The organism is Paracidovorax konjaci (assembly GCF_900112675.1).
In the GTDB taxonomy this organism is placed as follows: Bacteria; Pseudomonadota; Gammaproteobacteria; order Burkholderiales; family Burkholderiaceae_C; genus Paracidovorax; species Paracidovorax konjaci.
The window spans coordinates 291,496-314,908 of record NZ_FOMQ01000004.1; the positions used below are offsets into that span (position 1 = coordinate 291,496).

Consider the following 23,413-nt stretch of genomic DNA (forward strand, 5'->3'; position numbering starts at 1 on the left):
CATGGCTGCACCTGCCGCTTCTCCTTCTGCTTCCTCGCTTTCCCGCCGCGGGCTGATCGCCGCTGCCGGCGCCGCGCTGCTGGGCACGGTGCTCGCCGCGCCGGCCATGGCCCAGGGCGACTGGCCCGCCGGCAAGGTCATCACCTGGGTGGTGCCGTACCCGCCGGGCGGCAGCACCGACGTGCTGGGCCGAAACGTCGCGCAGCGCGTGGGCGCGGCGCTGGGCACCACGGTGATCGTGGACAACAAGGCCGGTGCCACGGGCACCATCGGTGCGGCCTTCGTGGCCAAGGCCGCGCCGGACGGCACCACGCTGCTGGGCACGTCCATCGGCCCGCAGGCGATCGCGCCGCACCTCATGGGTAAGCTGCCGTACGACCCCATCGGGGGCTTCGAGCCGGTGGCCATCCTCGGCACGATCCCGCACATCCTGGTCGTGGGCGCCCACCAGCCCTTCACGGCGGTGGCCGACCTGCTGGCGGCCGCCAAGGCCGATCCGGGCAAGCTGGCCTTCGCCTCGGGCGGCAGCGGCACGATCCTGCAGATGCAGGGCGAGCTGCTGCAGCAGAAGACCGGCGCGCGGTTCATCCACATCCCCTACAAGGGCGACACCCCGGCGCTGCAGGACACGTTGGCCGGGCAGGTGCAGTTCATGTTCGCGCCCGCCGCCGCCGCGCTGCCGCACGTGCAGTCCGGCAAGCTGCGCGCGCTGGCCGTCACCTCCGCGCAGCGATTGAATGCGCTGCCCGCGGTGCCCACGATGGGGGAGGCAGGCGTGGCCGATTTCGTGGTCGAGCAGTGGCAGGCGGTCTTCGCGCCCGCCAGGACGCCAGCGCCTGTCGTGAAGCGGCTGAACCAGGAGATCAATCAGGCGCTGAAGGACCCGGCCGTGGCCGCGCTGGCCGACAAGCTCGGCATCACGCTGGTGGGCGGCACGCCCCGGCAACTGGGCGACCTGCAGAAGGCCGATTCCGCCAAGTGGGCCCGGGTCATCCAGGCCGGAAACATCAAGGCCGATTGAAGGCCGCGCCCACCTCTCTTTCCCGCATTCCAGAGATCCCGCTTTTTCACCGCAACGCAACGCACCACCATGATCGCACTTCCCGAAATCATCCGTGACATCGAGCGCGTGAGCGCCGACGTCGTCGCCCGGGCCGCCACCTTCCAGGCCGCCATCCTCGCCGACGTGGCCGGCCGCCGCGGCACCCTGCATGGCCGGGTCTCGCCCGTGCACCAGAGCATGAAGGTGGCGGGACCGGCCTTCACCGTCGAAGTGCGCCCCGGCGACAACCTCATGATCCACGCCGCCATCGCGCTCGCCCAGCCGGGCGACGTGCTGGTGATCGACGGCAAGGGCGACCAGACCGCGGCGCTCATGGGCACGCTGATGCTGAGCGCCTGCAAGAAGCGCGGGTTGGCCGGCGTGGTGGTGGATGCCGCCATCCGCGACAAGCTGGAGATCCTGGAGCTGGACTTTCCCGTGTTCAGCGCCGGCTTCAATCCTGCCGGGCCCACCAAGTACGTGCCCGGCCGCATCAACCATCCGATCTCTGCCGGTGGCGCCGTGGTGAATCCGGGCGACCTGGTGGTGGGCGATGCCGACGGCGTGGTGGTGATCGAGCGCGCCAAGGCCCCCGCCATGATGGCCCTGGCCGACAAGAAGGTGGCCGACGAGGCCGCCCGCATCGAGGCCATCGCCCGCGGCGACACGGCATCGAAGTGGCTGCCCGCCGCGCTGCGCGCCGCCGGCGTGCTGAAGGAAGGAGCGTCGCTGTGAGCGCCCGCGCCATCATCATCACCGGTGCCGACCTGGCCCGGCAGGCCCTGGACTTGCTCCAGGGTTTCGAGATCGTCTACGCCGGCAAGACGCCCACCGAGCAAGACCTCGTGGCCCTGTGCCGCCAGCACGACCCGGTGGCCATCATCGTGCGCTACGGCAAGGTGGGCGCGGCCGTGATGGACGCGGCGCCGTCGCTCCGGGTGATCTCCAAGCACGGCAGCGGCACCGACACCATCGACAAGGTGGCCGCGAAGGCACGCGGCATCGAGGTGGTGGCCGCCGTGGGCGCCAACGCCGCGGCGGTGGCAGAGCAGGCGCTGGCGCTGCTGCTGGCCTGCGCCAAGTCGGTGGTGGAGCTGGACGCGCGCATGCACGCTGGCCACTGGGACAAGGCTACGCACAAGAGCCTGGAGCTGGGCGGGCGCACCGTGGGGCTGGTGGGCCTGGGCGCCATCGGCCTGCGCTTCGCGAAGATGGCCGATGCGCTCGGCATGCGCGTGATCGGCTTCGATCCGTTCGCCAAGAACCTGCCGGACCATGTGCAACGCGTGGACCTCGCCACGATCTGGCGCGAATCGGACGCGATCTCGCTGCACTGTCCGCTCACCGACGAGAACCGCGGCATGCTGAACGCCGGCACGCTGGCGCAGTGCAAGCACGGTGTGATCGTGGTCAACACGGCGCGCGGCGGGCTGATCGACGAAGCCGCGCTGCTGGCGGCCGTGCGCTCGGGCCAGGTGATGGCCGCGGGCCTGGACAGCTTCGCCGCGGAGCCCATGGTGGCCGGCCACCCGTTCCAGGGCGAGAAGGGCTTCATCCTGAGCCCCCACATCGGCGGCGTGACGGGCGATGCCTACGTGAACATGGGGGTGGGCGCGGCCCGGAACCTGCTCGACGTGCTCGGCCGCAGCCGCGCGGCGCTGCCCACGGCCTGAACCAGGCGCCGCAGGCGCCAGCCCCGGGGCCAGCGGAGGCAGCCCCGGTACGACAAAAAAAGGAGACACACTGAAATGTTCAAGCCATATCGCCTCCATGCCGCCGGAAAATGGACCTCGATAGCTATTGTTTTAATAGCAAATGGCACGGCTTTCGCCCAGGCGGACGGCTATCCCGCCCGGCCCGTGCGGCTGGTGGTGGGCTTTGCCGCGGGCGGGCCGACCGACGTGGTGGCCCGCGCATTCGCGGAGCAGGCCAGCCGCACGCTCGGCCAGCCCTTCGTGGTGGACAACAAGCCGGGCGCCAACACCATCCTGGCGGCGCAGGCCGTGGCCGGCGCACCGGCCGATGGCTACACGCTGCTGTTCGGCGCCACCAACCACACGATGATCCCGGCGCTCTACAGCACGCGCGTGAAGTTCGATGCCGTCCGATCCTTCCTGCCGCTGTGCACCGTGGCCACCAGCCCGACGGTGCTGGTCGTGGGGCCGTCGTTGCCCGTGCGCTCGCTGCCCGAATTCCTGGACCGGGTGCGCCAGGCGCCGGGGCGCATCACCGCCGGGTCGGCCGGGGTGGGCAGCTCGGGCCATTTCGCCACCGAAATGTTCGCGCGGGCCAACGGGCTGCGCCTCAACCACGTGCCCTACAAGGGGGCCGCGCCCGTGGTCACCGACCTGATGGGCGGGCAGGTGGACAGCTCCTTCGCCACGCTGGGCTCGGTGCTGCCGCAGGTGCAGGGCGGCAAGCTCACGGCGCTGGCCGTGGCGTCGCCGCAGCGCTCGGCGCTGCTGCCCGGCGTGCCCACCTTCGCGCAGGCCGGCGGCAAGGATTTCTCCGCCGATGCGTGGTACGGCGTGCTGGCCCCCGCGGGCACGCCGCCCGCCATCGTGCAGACGCTGGAGCGTGCCGCCACGGCGTTCGCGCGCAGCGAAGCCACCGCCGAAAAGCTGCGCGGACTGGGCATGGAGGCATCGCTGCGCTGCGGCGAGCCTTTCGTCCGGCAGGTCCGCGAAGAGACCGAGGCCCATACCCGCGTCGCGCGGGAACTCGGCCTGCAGGCCGACTGAGAGCGGCCCGCCCCGTATTCCCGAATCTTTTTTTCACGGAGACAAAAACCATGCGCACCCAGCCCTTCAAGACCTTCGTCCGCGGACTGCTGGCCGCCGCCTGCGTGCTGACCGCCGCCGCGGCGCACGCCGCGTTCCCCGAGCGCACGATCACCATCGTCGTGCCCTATGCGCCCGGCGGCGCGGCCGACGCGGTGGCCCGCGTGCTGGCGAGCCGCATGGGCACCAGGCTCGGCACCTCGGTGATCGTGGACAACAAGCCCGGTGCGAGCGGCACGATCGGTGCGGCCTTCGTGGCCAAGGCACCGGCGGACGGCTACACCATGCTCTACGACGCCACGCCGTATTCCATCAACCCGCACCTGTTCGCGAAGATGCCGTATGCGGCCGGCGCGCTGCAGCCGCTGTCGCTCGTGCTGCTGGCGCCCAACGTGCTGATCGTCAAGGCGGACTCGCCGTTCAAGACGGTGAACGACCTCGTGGCGCGCGCCAAGGCCCAGCCCGGCAGGATCAACTTCGCCTCGGGCGGCAGCGGCACGGTGCAGCGCCTGGCGTCGGAGCTGTTCCGCCAGCGCCTGCAGCTGGACATGGTGCACGTGCCCTACAAGAGCGGCGGCCCGGCGATCGCCGACGTCATGGGCGGGCAGGTGGACTTCATGTTCGGCACCATCGCGGCCACGTACCCGCTGGTGTCGGGCGGCAAGCTGCGGGCGCTGGCGATCTCCTCGCCCGAGCGTTCTGCGCGCCTGCCCGACGTGCCCACCGTAGCCGAGGCGGCGGTGCCCGGCTACGAGGCGTATGAATGGAACGGCGTGCTGCTGCCGGCCGGCACGCCCGCGTCCGTGGCGGCGCAGTTGCACAAGGCGCTGGCCGAAGTGCTGAACGAGGACGAGGTGAAGCAGCGCCTCTCCGACCTGGGTGCCCGGCCCATCGGGTCCACGCCGGCCGAGTTTGCCGAGTTCCTCAAGAAGGAGGACGCCAAGTGGGGCGCCGTGGTGCGCCAGGGCGGCATCCAGCTCGACTGACCGCGGCATGGCTCCCGATCCGATCCTGGCGCCGGTGCCGCATTCGGCGGGGGTGAACCGGCCGGTGCGCACGCTGCCTCCGCTGGCCTGCGACAGCCACATGCATGTTTTCGATGCGCGCTTCGCAGCGTCGCCGCACTGGCCGCGCACGCCGCCCGACGCGCCCGTGGCCGCCTACCGGCGGCTGCAGCAGCGCCTGGGCACCGCGCGCGCGGTCGTCGTCACGCCGTCCACCTACGGCACCGACAACGCCTGCACGCTCGATGCGCTGGACCAGCTGGGCGACGGCGCGCGCGGCGTGGCCGTGGTGGGCGAGGGTGCCACCGATGCCGAATTGGACCGCCTGCACGCCTGCCGCGTGCGGGGGCTGCGCGTGAACTTCGTTTCGCCGCAGTCGTGGGGTGAGACCACCCCGGCGATGCTGGCCACGCTGGCGCGCAAGGCGTCGCGGCTCGGCTGGCACATCCAGGTCTTCGCGCACCCGGAGCAGATCGTGGCGCTGGCGCCGCTGCTGCGCACGCTGCCGGTGCCGCTCGTGATCGACCACCTGGGCCGCATCGATCCGGCCGAAGGCACCTGCGGCCCCGCCTGGGGCGTGCTGCGCGGGCTGCTGGACGGCGGCAACACCTGGGTCAAGCTCTCGGGCGCCTACATGCGGTCCACCGTGCACGGCGCCGGCCGCCATGCCGACACGCTGCCGCTGGGCCGCGCGCTGGTGCAGGCCGCGCCCGAGCGGCTGGTGTGGGGCAGCGACTGGCCCCACACCACCGAGGCGCCGGGCACGGTGAACGATGCCGATCTGCTGGACCTGCTGCGCGATTGGGCCGGCTCGGACGCGGCGATGGATGGAATCCTCGTGCGCAATCCTGCGCTGCTCTACGGATTCGATGCGGACAGCCCCCCACCGGGAGCCGGCTGACGCGCCGCTCCTGCCTCCCTTCCCCCGAGAAAAGAAAGCCGATATCCCATGTTCCTGCTCGAAGCCCCGCAGATCCGCGCGCTGGAGCCGTTCACCTCCCTGCCCGAAGCCTTCCGCCGCCGCGAGCGCAGCGAGTGGGCCGACGCCAACCGCGGCGGCACGGTCACCGACTCTTTCCTGGAGGGGCCGGTGTTCGATGGCGCGGGCAACCTCTACGTCGCCGACATCCCTTGGGGCCGCATCTTCCGCATCGACCCGCAGGGCGCCTGGAGCCAGGTGGCCGAGTACGGCGGCGAGCCCAACGGCATGAAGTTCCTGAACGCCGGCACGCTGCTCATCACCGACTACAAGAACGGGCTGATGCAGCTCGACGTGGCGACGGGCGTGGTGACTCCTTACCTGGAGCGCCGCAACAGCGAGCGCTTCAAAGGGGTGAACGATCTGATCTTCGACGCCGAAGGCAACCTGTATTTCACCGACCAGGGGCAGAGCGGCCTGCACGACCCCAGCGGACGGCTTTACCGGCTGCGGCAGAACGGCCAGCTCGACCTGCTGCTGGACAACGTGCCCAGCCCCAACGGCGTGGCGCTCTCGCCCGACGGGCGCGTGCTGTACCTGGCCGCCACGCGCGGCAACTGCGTGTGGCGCGTGCCGCTGCTGCCGGACGGCAGCGTCGCCAAGGTGGGCCAGTTCTTCACCTCGTACGGCCCGAGCGGCCCCGACGGGCTGGCCGTGGACGACGAGGGCCGCGTGCTCGTGGCCAACCCGGGCCTGGGCGTGGTCTGGGTGCTGAACGGCCGTGCCGAGCCGGTGGAGGTGCTGCGCGGCGTGCCCGGCAGCTCCACCACCAACCTGGCCTTCGGCGGCCCGGGGCGGCGCGGGCTGTTCGTGACCGACTCCACGCACGGGCAGATCCTGCACGCCCCGATGTCCGCGGCGGGCCTGCCGATCCACCGCGCCGCGCAGCGCCCCTGAAGTGCGGGCGCCGGCCGCGCCTGTCGCCATCGCCGGGGCGGAGCTTCGGGTTTTTACCGAGCCGGAGGGCGCGCATGCATACACTTGACGCAACGCAAACGAAAGGTGACGCATGCACTTCGATATCGTGATCGTGGGGGGCGGGGCCGGCGGCCTGGAACTGGCGGCCCGGCTCGGGCGGGGGCTGGGCCAGCGCTTAGGCCGCGAACGCATCCTGCTGGTGGACCGCAGCCCCTTCCACATCTGGAAGCCCACGCTGCACGAAGTCGCGGCCGGCACGCTCGATGCGCACCAGGAGGGCCTGTCGTACACCGTGCTCGCGCGCCGCAACCATTTCAGCTATTCGATGGGCGAGCTGGCGGCGCTGGACGGCGCCCGCAGGATGATTACGCTGTCGGAGATCCGCGATGCCGAGGGCGAGACCATCGTGCCGCAGCGCGTGGTCAGCTTCACGCGGCTGGTGCTCGCGATCGGCAGCGGCTCCAATTCTTTCGGCACGCCGGGCATCGAGCATGCCTACCTGCTGGAGAACGTGCGCGATGCGCAGCGCTTCCATGCCGACTGGCTGGCCGCCTGCGCGCGCGCCGCGTTCTCCGAGAGCCGCTCGCTGGGCGTGGCCATCGTGGGGGGCGGCGCCACCGGGGTGGAGCTGTCGGCCGAGCTGTTGGAGGCCTATGCCGAGATCCAGGAGAGCCTGGGCAGCAGCCAGCGATTTCGCCTCGACATCACGCTCGTCGAAGGAGGCCCGCGCATCCTGGGCGGGCTGCCCGAGAAGATCTCCGCCCAGGCCGCGCTCGCCCTGCAGCGCAAGCAGGTGCAGATCCGCACGGGCACGCGCGTGACCGAAATCCGCCGCGGCGAACTCGTCACGCCCGCGGGCAACGTGCCGGCCGAGATGATCGTCTGGGCCGCCGGCATCAAGGCCGCCGACACCAACGGGCGCATGGGGCTGGCGGTGAACGGCCTCAACCAGTTCGTCGTGGACGACCGGCTGCGCACCTCCGTGCCGGGCATCTATGCCTTCGGCGATTGCGCCGCGTGCCCCTGGGTGGACGGCAAGCTGGTGCCGGCGCGTGCGCAGGCCGCGCACCAGCAGGCCGAATACCTGGCGCGCGTGCTCTCCGCGATGCTGCGCGAGCACGAGATCGACGAGCCCTTCGCGTACCGCGACTTCGGCTCGCTGGTCTCGCTGGGCGACAACAAGGGCGTGGGCAACCTCATGGGCGGCCTGGCAGGGCGCAACTTCTTCGTCGAGGGCCTGATCGCGAAGTGGATGTACATGTCGCTGCACCTGAACCACCACCGGGCCATCCTCGGCGTGGGCAAGACGGCGGTGCTGGCCCTGGCGCGGCTGCTGCAGCAGCGGGTGTCGGGGCGCCTCAAGCTGCACTGACACGCGAGGCGGCAGGGGCGCCGGGGCGGCGCCCGCCGCTCAGCGCGGGTTCACTTGGGCGTGTAGGTGATCCGCGTCACCTCGTACGTGGAAGGCTTGCCGTTGGAGGACGACGTGGCGATCTTCACGGTGCGCCCGCGGTAGGGGCCGTCGGCCACCACCCACAGCTGGAAATTGGACACGGCGTTGCCGAGGGAGCCCACGGAGGTTACGTCGTTGTTGAATTTGCAGACATTGAGCGCGCCCATCGGGGTCTGCAGCGTCTCGCGCCCGGTGTAGGTGAACTGGTCGGTCACGGCCTCCTTGAAGGACGAGGAGGCCGTTCCGTTCTTGGGCGTGACCGTGGTCTGGGTGCTGTGGTCGCGGTTCACGGTCTGCCCGGGCTGCATGTCCAGCGGCGTGGAGACCGGCGGATCGTAGACCTGGGTCAGCACCTGCGTGGAGGTGTCGGAGACCACGCCGTAGGCCAGTTCGCGGCCGTTCACCAGATCGCGGAATTCCCTGTTCTCGCCCACCGAACCGGTGGATCTGGGAATGAACATCACCGGCTTCGCGCCGGCGAAGTCCTGGCGGGCGCCGGTCGTCCGGGTGCTGACGGTGGCGAGGTCGGGCTGGCCCTCCATCTTCGTGATGCCTTCTTCGACCACCTCGGTGCCTTCGTTGTAGTCGGCGGCGTTGTAGCAGTCGGCCGAGCTGCCGGCCGCTGGTGCGGGCGAGGGGGCCGGGCTGGGCGCAGGAGAGGGCGCGGGCGATGGTGAAGGCGAGGGCGCCGGAGTGGGCGACGGTGCGGGCGCGGGTGACGGGGAGGGCGCGGGGGATGGGGTCGAGGGATTGCCCGGCGTAGCGACCGCATCGCCGCCGCCGCCCCCGCCACAGGCGGTCAGGGAGGCGGCCGCGAATGCGGCGAACGCGGCGAATGCGGCCGTGCGGAGAGAGTGTGGGTGGGTGGGCATGGGCAATGAACCTCAGAGACGAAGCCGCGAAAGGTATCTGCTGGCGCCCTGTGGCCGTAACCCCACCCAGGGAGCCCAGGTGCAAGCAAGTGTTAGCGTTTGCAGCGCCCCGTCCGCCTGCCAGCCGCCTGCCGTTCGTCTACCCGGCCATGAGCTTTTGCACCAGATCGGCCGCGGTCGATGCGGCGTACTTGCGCATCAGCCGGGCGCGGTAGATCTCCACCGTGCGGTGGCTGATGTCCAATGCGCGCCCGATCTCTTTGGACGTCAGCCCCTCCAGCAGGCGCGCGGCCACCTCGCGCTCGCGGCCCGTGAGTTCGGCCTTCACCGGCCGCTGCGAGCTGAGGTCCTCGAAACTCCAGATGCCCGACTCGTGCGGCGCCTCGCGGTTCAGTGCCCGGCCCGAGACGTGGCACCAGAACACCTCGCCGTTCGCGCGCTTCATGATGCGGTTGTCGGCATAGTGGCCGCGGGCGTTGAGGATGGGTTCCATGCGCTTGCCCAGGCGCTCGTACTCGTCCGCACTGGGATACAGAATCCGGAACGACTGGCCGATCAGCAGTTCGCGCGACGCGCCGAACATCTCGCAGACCTGGCGGTTGCAGTCCACCATAGTGCGGTTGCGCGACAGCACGAGGCCCACGGGGGCCATGTCGAAGGCGAGGCGGTAATCGATGTCCATGCTCGGGGCAACTCTCTACGAAAAACTACCTATGAAGGTACGTAGTATCGTAGAGCGCGCCAGGCGTCTGCGCGGTGGCCGGCCGGTGGGGCGCGAACGCCGTCACCGCCGGCTGCGATCATCAGAGAATTCGTGAACCTTCCAACTGAGGAGACGGGTGTGAACAAGATATTTCCTTCCGCGGCTGCGGCGCTCAAGGGCGTCGTGGCGGACGGCCAGATGCTGGCCGTGGGCGGCTTCGGCCTGTGCGGCATTCCCGAGGCGCTCATCGACGCGCTGCGCGATTCCGGTGCCAAGGGGCTCACGGTGATCTCCAACAACGCCGGGGTCGACGGCTTCGGGCTGGGCAAGCTGCTGGAGACGCGGCAGATCAAGAAGATGATCTCGTCCTACGTGGGCGAGAACAAGGAATTCGAGCGCCAGTACCTCGCGGGCGAGCTGGAACTGGAGTTCACGCCGCAGGGCACGCTGGCCGAGAAGCTGCGCGCCGGCGGCGCGGGCATCCCGGCCTTCTTCACCAAGACCGGCGTGGGCACCATGGTGGCCGAAGGCAAGGAATTGCGCGAGTTCGACGGCGAAACCTATGTGATGGAACGCTCGCTGGTGCCCGACGTGGCGCTGGTCAAGGCGCACCGCGCCGACAAGTCGGGCAATCTGCAGTTCCGACTCACGGCGCGCAACTTCAACCCCGCGGCTGCCACGGCCGGCAAGGTCTGCATCGTGGAGGTCGAGGAGATCGTCGAGACCGGCGAGATCGCCCCCGACGACGTCCACCTGCCGGGCATCTACGTGCACCGCATCGTGCACAACCCCACCCCCGAAAAGCGCATCGAGAAGCGCACCGTGAGCGCCGCGGCGCCCGTGGACCCCGTCGCTGCCAAGGTGGAGGCGCAGGCCGTCATCGCCCAGGCGGCCGCCAGCAGCGAAGTGCCCGTGCCCACGGTGCCCGCCAACAAACAACAAGGAGCCTGAGACATGCCCTGGACCCAAGACCAGATGGCCGCGCGTGCGGCACAGGAGCTGGAAGACGGCTTCTATGTGAACCTCGGCATCGGCATTCCCACGCTCGTGGCCAACCACACGGGCGACAAGGAGGTGTGGCTGCAGTCCGAGAACGGCATGCTGGGCATCGGCGCCTTCCCGACCGAAGACGCGGTGGACGCCGACCTCATCAACGCCGGCAAGCAGACGGTGACCACGATCCCGGGCTCGTCCATCTTCGGCAGCGACCAGTCGTTCGCGATGATCCGCGGCGGCAAGATCAACCTGTCGATCCTCGGCGCCATGCAGGTGAGCGAGAAGGGCGATCTCGCCAACTGGATGATCCCCGGCAAGATGGTCAAGGGCATGGGCGGCGCCATGGACCTCGTGGCCGGCGTCAAGCGCGTGATCGTGCTCATGGAGCACGTGGCCCGCAAGAAGGACGGCACCGAGGACCTGAAGATCCTGCCCGAGTGCACGCTGCCGCTGACGGGCGTGGCCGTGGTGGACCGCATCATCACGGACCTCGCCGTGCTGGACGTGACGCCCGGCGGCCTCAAGGTGGTCGAGCTGGCGCCCGGAGTGAGCTTCGAGGACCTGCAGGCCAAGACCGGCGTCCAGTTGCTGCCGGCCTGACGCGTGCCGGGCGCTGGCGGGGCCCCACCGCTCCGCCGCGCCCGGGCCGTTCCGGCCGCCGGCAGGGGCCGCATGCGGGCTGGGGAAAATACGTAAATGTCACCACAAGTAACGGACGGGCTGCTATGCTGCCCGCACAATGCGGTGGCCGCGCTGGAATGCCGCGTCCGGCCCTGCTTCCGCACCGCTTCATAGAGAAGGATCCGCCATGCTGTCCACCCCCTCCGCCGCCCACCACCGCTCGGGTGGCAACGCCGCCGCCGCCAACCCGCCCGCAGAGTATCTGACCTTCCGCCTGGGCCAGGAGGAATACGGCATCGACATCCTGCGCGTGCAGGAAATCCGCTCCTACGAGCAGCCCACGCGCATGGCCCACGCGCCCGACTTCATCAAGGGCGTGATCGACCTGCGCGGCGTGATCGTCCCCATCGTCGACCTGCGCCTGAAGCTGCATTGCGCCAGCGCCGAGTACACCGATTTCACCGTGGTCATCATCCTGAACGTGGGGGGCACGGTCCTCGGCGCGGTCGTGGATGCCGTGGCCGACGTGGTGGAACTCTCCCGCGATGCGATCCGCCCCGCGCCGCAGTTCCAGGGCCAGGTGGATTCCGCCTTCGTCACCGGCATCGCCACGTTGGGCGAGCGCATGCTCATCGTGATGGACATCGAATCGCTGCTGAGCAGCTCCGAAATGGGCCTGGTGCGTTCGGTCGCCACCCCCTGACGCGCCACCGCGCCGTCGGCATCCACGGGCCCGCAAGGGCCCGTTTGCTATTGAAAAGATAGCAAACTATTGAATGGATCCGCCGGCATGGAGCATCAAACGCCCGAAGTCCGGCAGTGCGGGCTGCCGGCGGTGCGTCACTCGACCACGATGCCGGCCCGGTGCGCGAGCGCCCGGTAGCGGCCGATCTCCGCATCCATCTGCTGGCGGAAGGCGGCCGCACCGATGGCGGCGGGCTCCATGCCCTGGGCGCGCAGTTGCGCCTGCAGCGCCGGGTCGGCGAGGGCGGCCTCCACCTCGCGCGCGAGCCGGGCGATGACGGGCTGCGGCGTGCGGGCCGGCGCGGCAAAGCCGTACCAGGCGTCGAAGGTGGCATCCGGCCAGCGCAGCTCGGCCATGGTGGGCACCTCGGGCAGCAGGCTCGAACGCGACGCGCCCACGATGGCCAGCGCGCGCAGCTTGCCCGACCGGACATGCGGCGCCACCGCGGCCACCGTGTCGATGCCCAGCTCGATCTCGCCGCCGATCACCGCCAGGGTGCTCTGGCTGCTGCCCTTGTACGGCACGTCCTGCAGCTTCACGCCCGTGGCCAGCGCGAACAGCTCCCCCGCGAGGTGCGGACCCGAGCCGGGGCCGAACGTGGCGTAGCGGACGCCGCCGGGCTGTGCCTTGGCGGCCTGCACCACGTCGGCCACCGACCGCCAGGGCTGCTCCGCCCGCACCACCAGCACGAGCGGCGTGCGCGCCACGATCAGGATGGGTGCCAGATCGCGCACCGGGTCGTAGGGCATGCGGCTGCGCAGCGCCGGATTCACCGTGTAGCTGGTGGAGCCCGACAGCAGCAGCGTGTAGCCGTCCGGCGCCGCCTTGGCGACGGCGTCGGTGCCGATCACGGTCGAGGCGCCGGGGCGGTTGTCGATCACCACGGGCTGGCGGAGGCGGTCCCCCAGGCGCTGCCCGAGGGCCCGCGCGACCAGGTCGGTGCCGCCCCCGGGCGGGAACGGCACGATCAGCCGCACCGGCCTGGCGGGCCAGGCGTCCTCGGCGCGGGCGTTGCCCGCACCGGCCGCTGCGGCCGCGGCAGCGCCGAGCACGAGAAGCGAGAACGCGCGGCGGCGCAGCGGTGCGGGCAGGGGGGAGTGGGGGCAGCGGTCGGTGTCCATGGCAGCGGGGTGGGTGAGGGATCGATCGGAGAAGGTCGGTGGAGGCAATGCTGGTGTGGCCCGCTCAGGCCACCGCCGGTTCCTGGCGTTCGGTGCGTGCGCTCTTGCGGGCCCAGGGGGGCGGCGCGTCGCCTCCGGATTCGCCCAGGTCCCAGTACAGGCCCGCCATGATGCCCAGGCCTTCGCGCGCCACCGATCCGAGCAGGTGCTCGTTGGGCGCGTGCTGCGCGCAGGCCGGGTAGGAGTGGGGCACCCACAGCGTGGGCAGGCCCAGCAGATCGGCGAACACGTCGTTGGGCAGCGAGCCTGCGAGGTTGGGCAGCACGTCGGGCGCCTGGCCGCTGCTGCGCTCGATGGAAGCGCGCGCCCAGTCCACCCACGGGTGGTCCGGGTCGAGCCGCGTGGCGGCCCCCGCGAGGGTGACGCCCACCTCCACGTCGGGGAAGCCCTGCGCATCCAGGTGGGCGCGCACGGTGGATTCGAGCGCCTGCCAGGGTGTGCCCACCACGAAGCGCAACTGGCAATGCGCCACCGCTTCGCCGGGAATCGCGTTCACCGGGCGCTGTGGCTGGCCGGCACCCAGGGCCAGCACCTCCAGCGTGTTCCAGCCCATCAGCCGCTCGGCGGCGGACAGCCCGGGCTCGCCCCATCCGGCCGACAGGGCCGGGTCGTTCGCGCCGCCCCCGATGGAGATCGAGGCCAGCGCCTGCCGGACGGCCGGCGAGACCGGCGGCGGGCGCAGCCCCTCGACGGTGATGCGCCCGCGCGCATCCACCAGCGAGCCGACCGCGTGGCACAGCCGCGTGGCGGGGTTGGCCAGCACGCCGCCCCAGTTGCCCGAGTGGTAGGCGCGTGGCCGCTCGCGCAGGCGCAGCGTGAAATTGACCGCCCCCCGAGATCCCAGGAACAGCGTGGGACGGCCGGCGCTCACGCGCGGGCCGTCGCTGGCGAGGAACAGGTCGGCACGCAGCGCCTCCTGGTGCTCCGCGCAGACGGCATGCAGCCCGGGGGAAGCGGCCTCTTCGCCCATCTCGATCAGCCAGGTCATGTTGTAGCCCAGCCGGCCCTCGCGGGCTTCCAGCACCGCGGCCAGCGCGCCCAGGTTGATGCTGTGCTGCCCCTTGTTGTCGGCCGTGCCCCGGCCGTAGAGCCGGTCGCCGCGCGAGCGCAGCGACCACGGGCCCAGGCCCTCGTCCCACAGCGCATCCTGGCCGCTGGTGACGTCGCCGTGGCCATAGGCCAGCACCGTGGGCAACGCCGGGTCCTCCACGCGCCGCGCGATCAGGAACGGCCCGGCATGCGGCTGCGGATTGGGCACCACCGTGCCCTGGAATCCCAGCGCGGACAGGCGCGGCATCAGCTCCTCGTGCAGGTAGGCCGCCAGCGACGGAGGCGCCTGCCCCATGTCGCTTTCGGTGCGCAGCGCCACGCGCCGCTGCAGGTCGGAGAAGAAGCGGCCGTCGTCGAAATAGGCGTGGGCCAGCGCGATGGCATCAGGGCGGTGCATGGTGTGTCCTTTCACGGTTGCGTTGCAAGTAAAAGGCCATCTCGCCATTGCCGGAAGTGCCGATTTGGCATCTGCGCATTGCCTTTTGGGCAACGCATGCGAGGATATCTGCTTCACAGCGCGCACCTGTTCCCGGTGCCGCGGCCTTTTCCTCCCCCACCGCACCCGCCATGGCCCAGCCTTTTCTGCACAGCACCCCGGTGCGCTATTTCCTGGAAGTGGCCGGCAGCGGATCGGTCAACCAGGCCGCCGCGCGGCTTTTCGTGGCGCCCTCGGCGGTGAGCCGCCAGATCGCCAAGCTGGAGGACAGCTTCGGCACGGCGCTGTTCGAGCGGCAGGCGCGGGGCATGGCCCTCACGGCGGCGGGCCAGCGGCTCGCGGCGCACCTGCGGCACGCGGTGCTGGACGCCGAGCAGATGCTCGACCAGGTGCGCCAGCTCGGACAGGAAACCTCCGCGCGGGTCCGCGTGTGCTGCACGGAGGGCTTCGCCGCCGACTTCATGCCGGCCTTCATGCGGGATTTCTGGCGCGTCCAACCGGACAGCCGGGTCGAGCTGATGGTGGGTGCGCCGGATGCGGTGAGCCAGTGGCTGCTGCGCGGCGAGGCCGACATCGGCCTCAAATACGCCGTGGCGCCGGAGCCGGGCCTGCGCGTGGAGCATTCCGCGCGTGCCCCGATCCTGGCCGTCATGGCGCCCGACCACCCGCTGGCCGCCGCGGAACGCGTGGCGCTGGCGGAGGTGGCCCGGCATCCGTTGCTGGTCGGCAGCCCGGGCATGACATCGCGGCAATTGTTCGATCTGGCCTGCAATGCCCAGGGGCTGCGCTACCACCCGGTGTTCGTGAGCAATTTCTCGTCGGTGATGCTGCCGCTGCTGCGCAGCCCGCAGATCCTGCTGTCCGGGCTGCTCACCGTCGTGCACCGCGTGCGCGAGGGCACGGTGGTGGCCCGGCCCTTCGCCGAAGCCACCGTGCTCAGGCAGCGCCGGCTGCAGATCCTGTCGCTCGAAGGCCGGACGCTGTCCGCGCCGTTGCGCGCCTGCGTCGATGCCCTGGAGCGGGCCATCGCGGAGGCCGGCGGGCACGGCTGAAAGGCGCGGCGGCGAGTTACTCCGGTGCCGCAGGGCCGCCCGGTGCGCGGAACGGGCTGTGCTCGCCCAGTTCGCGCAGGTAGCCGTCCACGCCGCGCCCCTCGCGCTGCAGGAAATCGTCCACGGCCGCGGCGAACCCCGGGTGGGCCAGCCAGTGCGCGCTGGTGGTGGCCACGGGCATCAGCGCGCGGGCCATCTTGTGCTCGCCCTGGGCTCCGCCCTCGAAGCGGCGCACGCCGTGCGCGATGCACCAGGCCAGCGGCTGGTAGTAGCAAGCCTCGAAATGCAGGCAGTCCACACGCTCCAGCGCCCCCCAGTAGCGCCCGTAGGCCACGGCTCCCGCGGGGCCGTCGCGGCCGAGCGCGATGAGGCTGCTGGCGATCGGCGCGCCCTCGCGCTCCGCGATGAACAGCAGCCAGGCCTCGGGCATGTCCTGCGCCATGCGGTGGAAGAAATCGCGTGTGAGGTAGGGCGGGTTGCCGTGCTCCCAGTAGGTGCGCTCGTAGCAGCGGTAGAAGAAATCCCAGTCCTGCGCCGCGATGTCCGCGCCGCGCGCCCAGCGGAATGCCACGCCGGAATCGGCCACGCGGCGGCGCTCCTGGCGGATCTTCTTGCGCTTGTCCTGCGCGAGCGTGGCGAGGAACCCGTCGAACGTACTGAAGGCGGCGCCGCTGCCCGGCGCGGCGTTCTGCCAGTGGAACTGCACCGTCTGTCGCAGCATCAGCCCCCCGGCGCGCGCGGCTTCCACGTCCTCGGGCGCGGCGAACAGCAGGTGCAGCGAAGACAGCCCCGCCTCCTCGCACCACTGCACCAGCGCCCGCACGAGCGCCGCCCGCGCAGCCGCGTCCACCGCCAGCAGCCGCGCGCCCGGCACGGGCGTGAAGGGCACGGCGACGACCGCCTTCGGGTAGTACTCCACGCCGTGGCGCGCGTACGCATGGGCCCAGGCGTGGTCGAACACGTATTCCCCATAGGAGTGCGGCTTGGCATACACGGCGCAGGCCCCCACCAGCACGCCGTCCCGCCGCAGCGCGCAGAACACCGGCGTCCAGCCGGTCTCGGGCACCGCGCTGCCGCTGTCATGCAGGGCCGCCAGGTAGGCATGCCGCATAAAGGGCGTCGGCTCGGCCTGGGCGGCGAGCAGGGCATCCCATTCGTGCGCCGCGACGCCGTCGGGCGAAGGGTGCAATTGCAGCGTGTAGCGGCTGTCGGAAAAGGCCGGGGAGTCGTCGGGGGGGCTCAAGGCGTCGGTCCGTGGGGAGGGGAGTTCAGGGGCGCGGGGCAGGGCGGGCGGCCCGGCATGCCGCCGATGATGGCGCAAAAGCGGAACCCTGCGGGTCCGTGCGGGCGGTCGGCGAGCGGCGGCGGGGAGGCCCGGCCGGTACCGCAAGCGCCAGCCATCCACTGCCCAAAAAAGCGGCATTGAAACAAATCTGTAATGAAAACAAGGGTTTACCCGCGCCCTACAGCGCAGGCCACGGCTTATCCACAGAGTTGTCCAGTGCGCGCGGGGATAACGCGGGGGTGCCCGGCGCGCGGAAAGCCGGGTGACATAATCGCCGGAGTCCTTTCCTGCCGCCTTCCATGCCATTCGCCATCAGCATCGCGCAATTCAACTTCATCGTCGGCGATGTCCAGGGCAACGCCCGGAAGATCATCGCCGCCGCGCGCGATGCGCACGCGCAAGGCGCGGGCCTGCTGCTGACCCCCGAACTCGCCCTGTGCGGCTATGCGGCCGAAGACCTCTATCTGCGCCCGGCGTTCCTGGACGCCTGCGAGCAGGCGCTGGCTTCGGTCGCCGAGGCCACGGCCGGCCTGGACGGCCTGGCCGTGGTGGTCGGCCACCCCTGGCGCCGCATCGTCGATGGGCAGGAGTGCTGCCACAACGCCGCCAGCGTGCTGCGCGGCGGGCGCACCGAGCACACCTATGCCAAGCAGGAACTGCCCAACTACGCGGTGTTCGATGAGCGCCGCTACTTCACGCCCGGCAGCGGGCCCTGCGTGTTCGAGGTGCAGGGCGTGCGCATCGGCCTGCTCATCTGCGAGGACGCGTGGTTCCCCGGACCCGCGCGCCAGGCCGCCGACGCGGGCGCCCAGTTGCTCGCCACGCTGAACGCCTCTCCCTTCCATCTGGGCAAGAGCGCGGAGCGCGAGCAGATCATGCGCGAGCGCGTGGCGGAAACGGGCTTGCCGCTGGTCTATGCGCACCTGGTGGGCGGGCAGGACGAAGTCGTTTTCGAGGGGCGTTCGTTCGCCCTGGACGCCGGCGGTTTCGTCAGCTTCCGCGCTCCGGGGTTCGAGGAAAAACTGCTCCATGCCGCCGTAAAAATTGAAAACGATACTATAAAAGTAATAGCAGATGTGGCGCCCATCGCGGCGCCGGAGTCCGACCTGTGGAGCGCGTTGGTCATGGGCGTGCGCGACTACGTCGGCAAGAACCGCTTTCCGGGTGCGCTGCTGGGGCTTTCCGGCGGCATCGATTCGGCGCTGGTGCTCGCCATCGCCGTCGATGCTCTCGGAGCGGACCGGGTGCGCGCGGTGATGATGCCGTCGCCCTACACCGCGGACATCAGCTGGATCGATGCGCGCGACATGGCCGAGCGCATGGGCGTGCGCTATGACGAAATCGCCATCGCGCCCCAGTTCGACGCCTTCAAGGCTGCGCTCGCCACCGAATTCGCCGGGCGTGCCGAAGATGCCACCGAGGAAAACCTGCAGGCGCGCATCCGCGGCACCCTGCTCATGGCGCTGTCGAACAAGTTCGGCGCCATCGCGCTGACCACGGGCAACAAGAGCGAAATGGCCACGGGCTATTGCACCCTCTATGGCGACATGGCCGGCGGCTTCGCGGTCATCAAGGACGTCGCGAAGACCGCCGTGTACGGACTGGCCCGCTGGCGCAACGACAACGATCCGTTCGGCACCGGCGCAGCGCCGATTCCGGAGCGCATCATCACCCGGCCGCCCAGCGCCGAACTGCGCCCCGACCAGAAAGACCAGGACAGCCTGCCGCCCTACGAAGTGCTCGACGCCATCGTCGCGCGCTACATGGAGAACGACGAGCCGATCGAGTCCATCGTCGCCGCGGGTTACGCTGCCGCGGATGTCGAGCGCGTGACCCGGCTCATCCAGATCAACGAGTACAAGCGCCGCCAGGCCCCTGTCGGGATCCGCGTGACACCACGCAGCTTCGGCAAGGACTGGCGCTACCCGATCACCAACCGTTTCCGGGCCTGAAACGGATCGGCCTTCCACCGCATAACACCGTCGGTTCGCCCTGCCGTGCTGCAGCACGGGCCGCGGCCCCCGGATCGTTGTGCGGCGGATGCCGAGCCGTTTGATGGCCCGGAGCAACCCTTCCGCCGCGCAAGCGGGCCATCGCCCTGATGGCCGCACTTTCGCAGGCACCACTTCCGAGGAGTTTCCGTCATGAAAATGATCACCGCCGTCATCAAGCCCTTCAAGCTCGAAGAAGTCCGCGAGGCCCTTGCCGAGTGCGGAGTCACGGGCCTGACGGTCACGGAAGTCAAAGGCTTCGGCCGCCAGAAAGGCCACACCGAGCTGTACCGCGGTGCCGAGTACGTGGTGGACTTCCTGCCCAAGGTGAAGGTGGAGGTGGTCGTCAAGAGCGACGACGTGGACCGCTGCGTGGATGCGATCGTGAATGCGGCGCGCACCGGAAAGATCGGCGACGGCAAGATCTTCGTGACCGAAGTCGAGCGCGTGGTGCGCATCCGCACGGGCGATCTCGACGACGCTGCCGTCTGAATCCCCGGGCACAGTCCACTTCGCTCCGCGGGCCGGTCGGAGCGCACGGCACCGGCAGGCAGCGCTGCCGGCATGCACGGCTCAGATGACCGCGCGCAGCGAGGGCGTCTCCCGCCGGGTGCCGGCGGCTTCCACCAGGCCCCGCAGCAACGTGGCGACATCGTTGCCCACCGACAGCAGGCCCATCTGCCAGTCGCTCATCAGGCCGGACCGGACGCTGTGGTCCAGGAAGGCCAGCAGGCCATCGTAGTAGGCGTCCACGTTGAGCAGCCCCAGCGGCTTGTCGTGGTAGCCGAGCTGCCGCCACGTCCAGACCTCGAACAACTCCTCGAAGGTGCCGATCCCGCCGGGCAGGGCAAGGAACGCGTCGCAGCGTTCTGCCATCAAGGCCTTGCGCTCGTGCATCGTGGTCACGATGTGCAATTCATCGCAGGCCTGGTTGGCGAGTTCCTTGTCCACCAGGGCCTGCGGAATCACGCCCACCACCCGGCCACCGGCACGCCGGGTCGCTTCGGCCACGGTGCCCATCAGACCGCTGCGGCCGCCGCCGTAGACGAGTTGACCGCCATGGCGGCCGATCCAGTCGCCCACCGCTTCGGCCGCACCGGCGAAGGCGGGGTTCTCGCCATGGCGCGAGCCCAGGTATACACAGATCGAAAAAGCAGGTTCGGTCATCCAGAAAACCTTTGAAACAATGCCGCGCCCCAGACGCCTGCGCACAGCAGCAGGCTCAGCAGCACGGCGGCGCTGCCCATATCCTTGGCGCGCTTCGACAGCGCATGCCATTCCGGCCCGACGCGGTCGATCGCGGCCTCCACGGCCGAATTGAGCAGTTCGGTGATCAGCACCAGCACCACCACGGCGATCAGCAAGGCCATTTCCATCCAGTTGCGGCCCACCCAGACCGACAGCGGCAGCAATACGGCGGCGAGGATCGCTTCCAGCCGGAAGGCCTTCTCGGTCCAGCCGGCCGCCAACCCATTCCAGGAATGGGCCGCGGCATGTCGCAGCCTGTGCAGGCCTCGGCGGGACTTGTGGGGATTGTCGAAAATCGGCGCGGTCATGGATGTGGGCCGTTGGAGCATTCTGTCCCCGCGCGTGACGGTGCCGGGACAGTGGAAATGATGGGCGGGCAGGGCGCTTTGGGCAGGGCCCGGAATCAGGCCTGCACCAGGCGGGTGCCCGCCCACGCGTCGTGCCAGAACTGCCGTTGCGGATGGAAGCGGCTGAGCAATGCCCACACCGCCACCCAGCCAAGGGTGAGCACCGTGATCTCCCCGGCGCCCAGGCCCAGCGGGCCGACGATTGCCAGAGGAGGCAGGAACCACATCCAGCTGAGCACGTAGCGCCACAGCGCGCGCCGCTGCGTCACGGGGGCCCCCGCCTTGTCCCGCAGCCGGATATGCCAGGTTTTCATGGCGAGGGTCTGGCCCTTCGCCCAGAACCAGGTGAAGTAAATCCCGAAGACCACGAAGAGGAACCCCATGCGGATCGCGCGGTGGTCGAGCGCATGGCGCGACTGGCTGAGCGAATCGAAGAGGTAGCCCGCGATGAAGACGACCCCGAACATCAGGATGCCCTCATACATCCAGCAGGCCATCCGCCGGCGCAGCGAAGGCGTCCGGAAGTTCTGATGGGGCTGTGCGCCGACGTCGCCGGGGGAGGCGGAGGCAGGGACGGGGCCGTGGTGCGTCGTGGAAGGCATCCGGCGATTATTGCGGCGGATGTACCGGTTCGTTGTTCCGCGTCTCGGGCACCGCGGCTGGAATCGGCGCCGGCGGCTCGGAGGACAGCGGGGGCAGCGGGGCGGGCACCGCTGTCGGCACGGGCACCGGGAGGGTTTCCACCACCGAGGGGGCGATGGTGGGTGCGCTGGCTGGAGCGGGCGGCACGAGCACGGGCAGCGCCTGCATCGGGTGGGCGGCTGGCGGGGCCGGAATCTTGGGGGCGTTGGCCCGGTTGGCCGCGGTGGCGGCCGCCGGCACGCGGGCCAGCTTGCGCGTCGGAACGGGGCGGATCGCCGTTGCGGCACCGGTGGGCTTGGGGGCCGCACGCGCTGCCAGCTGCTTTTTCTCTTCCTCGCTCAGGGCGAGATACGCTTCCCACTGCGCACGCTTGTCGTCGACGGCCAGCTTGTTGGTGAGTGCATAGTTGAGCCGCGCCTGGCTGCGCTGCTGGCCGCTCAGATTGGCCCAGTCGGTGATGCGCGCCAGGAGCTTTTCCTGCTCGTGGGGCGACAGGGTGGGAAACGTCGCCGCCAGCGTGAGCCAATGGCGCTTCTGCGCTTCGCTCATGGTGGGCCAGCGATCGACCAGTGGGCGGAGGGCATGCTTCTGCGCCGTCGTGAGGCTGCTCCAGTCCGGGCCCGTTCCGGCGCCGTCGGGGTCAGGGGTCGCCGGCCGGACTTCCTGGCCGCGTGCCGTGTGCTTGCTGGCGAGGGCCTCGGCAGGCACCGGGGTGCTGGGCGCCATGCCTGCCTGCCTCCAGGCCTGCCAGCCCACGGCCGAGAGCACGCCCAGCAATGCAAAAGCCAGCACGGCGGCTGGCATCAGTCGAGAGGCGGCGAGCGGGGCAGTGGGCATGCAGAGAGATGTCAGCGGTTTGGCGCCTGTGCGGAGGTCTTGAGGAACTGCAGGAAGCCCGGGTCGGCATAGGCCGACGGAGGAAGGTCATCGGTCAGCAAGGCGGCATCCACCTCGGCCACTTCGTTCACGCCCTTTTCGTCCTGGGCGACATTGATGACGACCAGGCCGACCAGCAGCGCGGTCAGCGGAATGGCTGACACCAGTGCGCGCCACCAGTTCCCACCCTCACCACCCCAACCGAGAGAGGCGCTGCTTCCTCGCCCCAGAACGGTCGTTGCCGCCGCGGCCTGCCGAACCGGCACAGCCGCCACCTTCTTGCGGCGTGCCACGGCCTGGACGCGCGCTGCGCGCAGCCGCTCCGAAAAGTCGTAGGGCATCTCGGCCGTTCCCTCGGACAGGCGCGCGGTGAGACGCCGGGCAAAACGCTCTGCAGCAGCTTCGCTGGTAGACAGGGTCTGGGGACTGGAGTTCATAGTTCGATTCCTTTGGCCTTCAGTGCTTTGCTGAGGGTCTGAACGGCTCGGAAACAATGCGTCTTGACGCTGCCTTCTGAGCAACCCATAGCCGCAGCCGTTTCAGCAACATCCATTTCTTCCCAGTAACGCATCAAAAACGCCTCCCGTTGACGAGGTGGCAACTCCTGGATTTCTGCTTCGATATCCCGGAAAACCTGCGCACGGCGTGCCAGGTCTTCAGTGCTCTGCGTGGTTTGCGAATTTTCCGGGCCCGAGTAGGCCTCGAGGAGGTCGAAGTCGTCGCCATCGTCGCCAGGCCCCTCGAAATCGCTCATGCTGGAAAAAAGAGCGTTTCTGGTTTTCTGCCGTCGAAACCAATCCAATGTGCAATTCGACAAAATGCGCTGGAACAACATCGGCAACTCGGCCGGCGGCTTGTCGCCGTAGTGCTCGGCCAGTTTGAGCATGCTGTCCTGCACGATGTCCAATGCGGCTTCCTCGTTGCGGACGTGGTAGAGCGAGCGCTTGAAAGCACGCTTTTCCACGCTTTTGAGAAAGTCGGACAGTTCTTGTTCGGTCGCCAAGAGATGTAGAGGCCCATCAGGGCGGAGAAAGCCGCGGACGGCGCAGGGCAGACAATCTGCAGATGGCGCGCATTATTGCACTGGCGCGATGTTTTTTGGATTCTGCACTCCGCTTGTCGAGCGGGGGTGCCATAATCCGCGCTGCAATTCAAAAGGCAAACGGGTCCCGGTCCGGCGCAGTCATCATCT

The 23,413-nt window shown here is 69.8% G+C and carries 25 protein-coding genes; 14 read left to right on the forward strand and 11 right to left on the reverse strand.

Annotation, left to right across the window (positions count from 1 at the left end; genetic code table 11):
• Position 1: 1 nt before the first annotated feature.
• The 8 genes from BM144_RS07820 to BM144_RS07855 all read left to right on the forward strand — a co-directional run bounded on the left by BM144_RS07820 (position 2) and on the right by BM144_RS07855 (position 8,095).
• On the forward strand, positions 2-1,021 hold the full coding sequence (locus BM144_RS07820; protein ID WP_092950840.1) for a Bug family tripartite tricarboxylate transporter substrate binding protein: 1,020 nt from the start codon (positions 2-4) through the stop codon (positions 1,019-1,021).
• A 69-nt stretch (positions 1,022-1,090) separates the two neighbouring features.
• On the forward strand, positions 1,091-1,777 hold the full coding sequence (locus BM144_RS07825; protein WP_092950842.1) for an RraA family protein: 687 nt from the start codon (positions 1,091-1,093) through the stop codon (positions 1,775-1,777).
• Positions 1,774-2,715 (forward strand): NAD(P)-dependent oxidoreductase, encoded by a 942-nt coding sequence (locus BM144_RS07830; protein WP_092950844.1) that lies wholly within the window; start codon positions 1,774-1,776, stop codon positions 2,713-2,715. Before BM144_RS07825 ends, BM144_RS07830 begins: the two co-directional genes overlap by 4 nt.
• Before the next feature lie 75 nt (positions 2,716-2,790).
• A complete protein-coding gene (locus BM144_RS07835) occupies positions 2,791-3,783 on the forward strand; it encodes a Bug family tripartite tricarboxylate transporter substrate binding protein (RefSeq protein WP_092950846.1) in 993 nt (330 codons plus the stop codon).
• Between the two features lie 50 nt (positions 3,784-3,833).
• Positions 3,834-4,808: a Bug family tripartite tricarboxylate transporter substrate binding protein gene (locus tag BM144_RS07840; protein WP_092950848.1), complete on the forward strand. Its 975-nt coding sequence runs from the start codon at positions 3,834-3,836 to the stop codon at positions 4,806-4,808.
• Positions 4,809-4,815: 7 nt separating this feature from the next.
• Positions 4,816-5,727, forward strand: coding sequence for an amidohydrolase family protein (locus BM144_RS07845; RefSeq protein ID WP_092950850.1), 912 nt, complete (start codon positions 4,816-4,818; stop codon positions 5,725-5,727).
• A 48-nt stretch (positions 5,728-5,775) separates the two neighbouring features.
• Positions 5,776-6,702 (forward strand): SMP-30/gluconolactonase/LRE family protein, encoded by a 927-nt coding sequence (locus BM144_RS07850; protein ID WP_092950852.1) that lies wholly within the window; start codon positions 5,776-5,778, stop codon positions 6,700-6,702.
• Between the two features lie 112 nt (positions 6,703-6,814).
• Positions 6,815-8,095 carry an NAD(P)/FAD-dependent oxidoreductase gene (locus BM144_RS07855; RefSeq protein ID WP_092950854.1) on the forward strand — a complete coding sequence of 427 codons (1,281 nt, stop codon included), beginning with the start codon at positions 6,815-6,817 and terminating at the stop codon, positions 8,093-8,095.
• A 50-nt stretch (positions 8,096-8,145) separates the two neighbouring features.
• On the opposite strand, the gene BM144_RS23305 is transcribed toward BM144_RS07855, so the two are convergent.
• Positions 8,146-9,048 carry a hypothetical protein gene (locus BM144_RS23305; protein ID WP_217644332.1) on the reverse strand — a complete coding sequence of 301 codons (903 nt, stop codon included), beginning with the start codon at positions 9,046-9,048 and terminating at the stop codon, positions 8,146-8,148.
• Between the two features lie 139 nt (positions 9,049-9,187).
• Positions 9,188-9,730: a PAS and helix-turn-helix domain-containing protein gene (locus BM144_RS07870; protein ID WP_092950856.1), complete on the reverse strand. Its 543-nt coding sequence runs from the start codon at positions 9,728-9,730 to the stop codon at positions 9,188-9,190.
• 159 nt (positions 9,731-9,889) lie between these two features.
• Between BM144_RS07870 and BM144_RS07875 the strand changes: the two genes are divergently transcribed.
• The 3 genes from BM144_RS07875 to BM144_RS07885 all read left to right on the forward strand — a co-directional run bounded on the left by BM144_RS07875 (position 9,890) and on the right by BM144_RS07885 (position 12,071).
• Positions 9,890-10,702 carry a CoA transferase subunit A gene (locus tag BM144_RS07875; RefSeq protein ID WP_092950858.1) on the forward strand — a complete coding sequence of 271 codons (813 nt, stop codon included), beginning with the start codon at positions 9,890-9,892 and terminating at the stop codon, positions 10,700-10,702.
• A gap of 3 nt (positions 10,703-10,705) precedes the next feature.
• The gene (locus BM144_RS07880) at positions 10,706-11,347 is read left to right on the forward strand and encodes a 3-oxoacid CoA-transferase subunit B (protein WP_092950860.1); all 642 of its coding nucleotides are present in this window, start codon (positions 10,706-10,708) and stop codon (positions 11,345-11,347) included.
• Positions 11,348-11,555: 208 nt separating this feature from the next.
• Positions 11,556-12,071, forward strand: a complete 516-nt coding sequence (locus tag BM144_RS07885) for a chemotaxis protein CheW (protein WP_092950862.1) — start codon at positions 11,556-11,558, stop codon at positions 12,069-12,071.
• A gap of 137 nt (positions 12,072-12,208) precedes the next feature.
• On the opposite strand, the gene BM144_RS07890 is transcribed toward BM144_RS07885, so the two are convergent.
• The gene (locus BM144_RS07890; protein WP_092950864.1) at positions 12,209-13,234 is read right to left on the reverse strand and encodes a Bug family tripartite tricarboxylate transporter substrate binding protein; all 1,026 of its coding nucleotides are present in this window, start codon (positions 13,232-13,234) and stop codon (positions 12,209-12,211) included.
• A gap of 64 nt (positions 13,235-13,298) precedes the next feature.
• Positions 13,299-14,741 carry a M20 family metallopeptidase gene (locus tag BM144_RS07895; protein WP_092950866.1) on the reverse strand — a complete coding sequence of 481 codons (1,443 nt, stop codon included), beginning with the start codon at positions 14,739-14,741 and terminating at the stop codon, positions 13,299-13,301.
• 170 nt (positions 14,742-14,911) lie between these two features.
• Between BM144_RS07895 and BM144_RS07900 the strand changes: the two genes are divergently transcribed.
• Positions 14,912-15,832, forward strand: a complete 921-nt coding sequence (locus BM144_RS07900; RefSeq protein ID WP_092950868.1) for a LysR family transcriptional regulator — start codon at positions 14,912-14,914, stop codon at positions 15,830-15,832.
• A 16-nt stretch (positions 15,833-15,848) separates the two neighbouring features.
• Here BM144_RS07900 and BM144_RS07905 read toward each other — a convergent pair whose 3' ends face one another.
• Entirely contained in the window at positions 15,849-17,075 is a 1,227-nt protein-coding gene (locus BM144_RS07905; protein WP_092950870.1) for a GNAT family N-acetyltransferase, read from the reverse strand.
• Between the two features lie 341 nt (positions 17,076-17,416).
• Between BM144_RS07905 and BM144_RS07910 the strand changes: the two genes are divergently transcribed.
• A complete protein-coding gene (locus BM144_RS07910) occupies positions 17,417-19,069 on the forward strand; it encodes an NAD+ synthase (RefSeq protein WP_092950872.1) in 1,653 nt (550 codons plus the stop codon).
• A gap of 192 nt (positions 19,070-19,261) precedes the next feature.
• Complete coding sequence (locus BM144_RS07915; RefSeq protein WP_092950874.1) at positions 19,262-19,600, forward strand: P-II family nitrogen regulator; 339 nt, start codon at positions 19,262-19,264, stop codon at positions 19,598-19,600.
• A gap of 81 nt (positions 19,601-19,681) precedes the next feature.
• Here the strand turns inward: BM144_RS07915 and BM144_RS07920 are convergent, their stop codons facing one another.
• The 6 genes from BM144_RS07920 to BM144_RS07945 all read right to left on the reverse strand — a co-directional run bounded on the left by BM144_RS07920 (position 19,682) and on the right by BM144_RS07945 (position 23,224).
• Complete coding sequence (locus BM144_RS07920; RefSeq protein ID WP_092950876.1) at positions 19,682-20,275, reverse strand: LOG family protein; 594 nt, start codon at positions 20,273-20,275, stop codon at positions 19,682-19,684.
• On the reverse strand, positions 20,272-20,664 hold the full coding sequence (locus BM144_RS07925) for a diacylglycerol kinase (protein WP_092950878.1): 393 nt from the start codon (positions 20,662-20,664) through the stop codon (positions 20,272-20,274). Before BM144_RS07925 ends, BM144_RS07920 begins: the two co-directional genes overlap by 4 nt.
• Before the next feature lie 95 nt (positions 20,665-20,759).
• On the reverse strand, positions 20,760-21,305 hold the full coding sequence (locus BM144_RS07930; protein WP_281246082.1) for an RDD family protein: 546 nt from the start codon (positions 21,303-21,305) through the stop codon (positions 20,760-20,762).
• A 7-nt stretch (positions 21,306-21,312) separates the two neighbouring features.
• Positions 21,313-22,182, reverse strand: a complete 870-nt coding sequence (locus BM144_RS07935) for a DUF3106 domain-containing protein (protein WP_092950882.1) — start codon at positions 22,180-22,182, stop codon at positions 21,313-21,315.
• An 11-nt stretch (positions 22,183-22,193) separates the two neighbouring features.
• Complete coding sequence (locus BM144_RS07940) at positions 22,194-22,658, reverse strand: DUF3619 family protein (protein WP_092950884.1); 465 nt, start codon at positions 22,656-22,658, stop codon at positions 22,194-22,196.
• Positions 22,655-23,224, reverse strand: a complete 570-nt coding sequence (locus BM144_RS07945) for an RNA polymerase sigma factor (RefSeq protein WP_092950886.1) — start codon at positions 23,222-23,224, stop codon at positions 22,655-22,657. Before BM144_RS07945 ends, BM144_RS07940 begins: the two co-directional genes overlap by 4 nt.
• Positions 23,225-23,413: the final 189 nt, after the last annotated feature.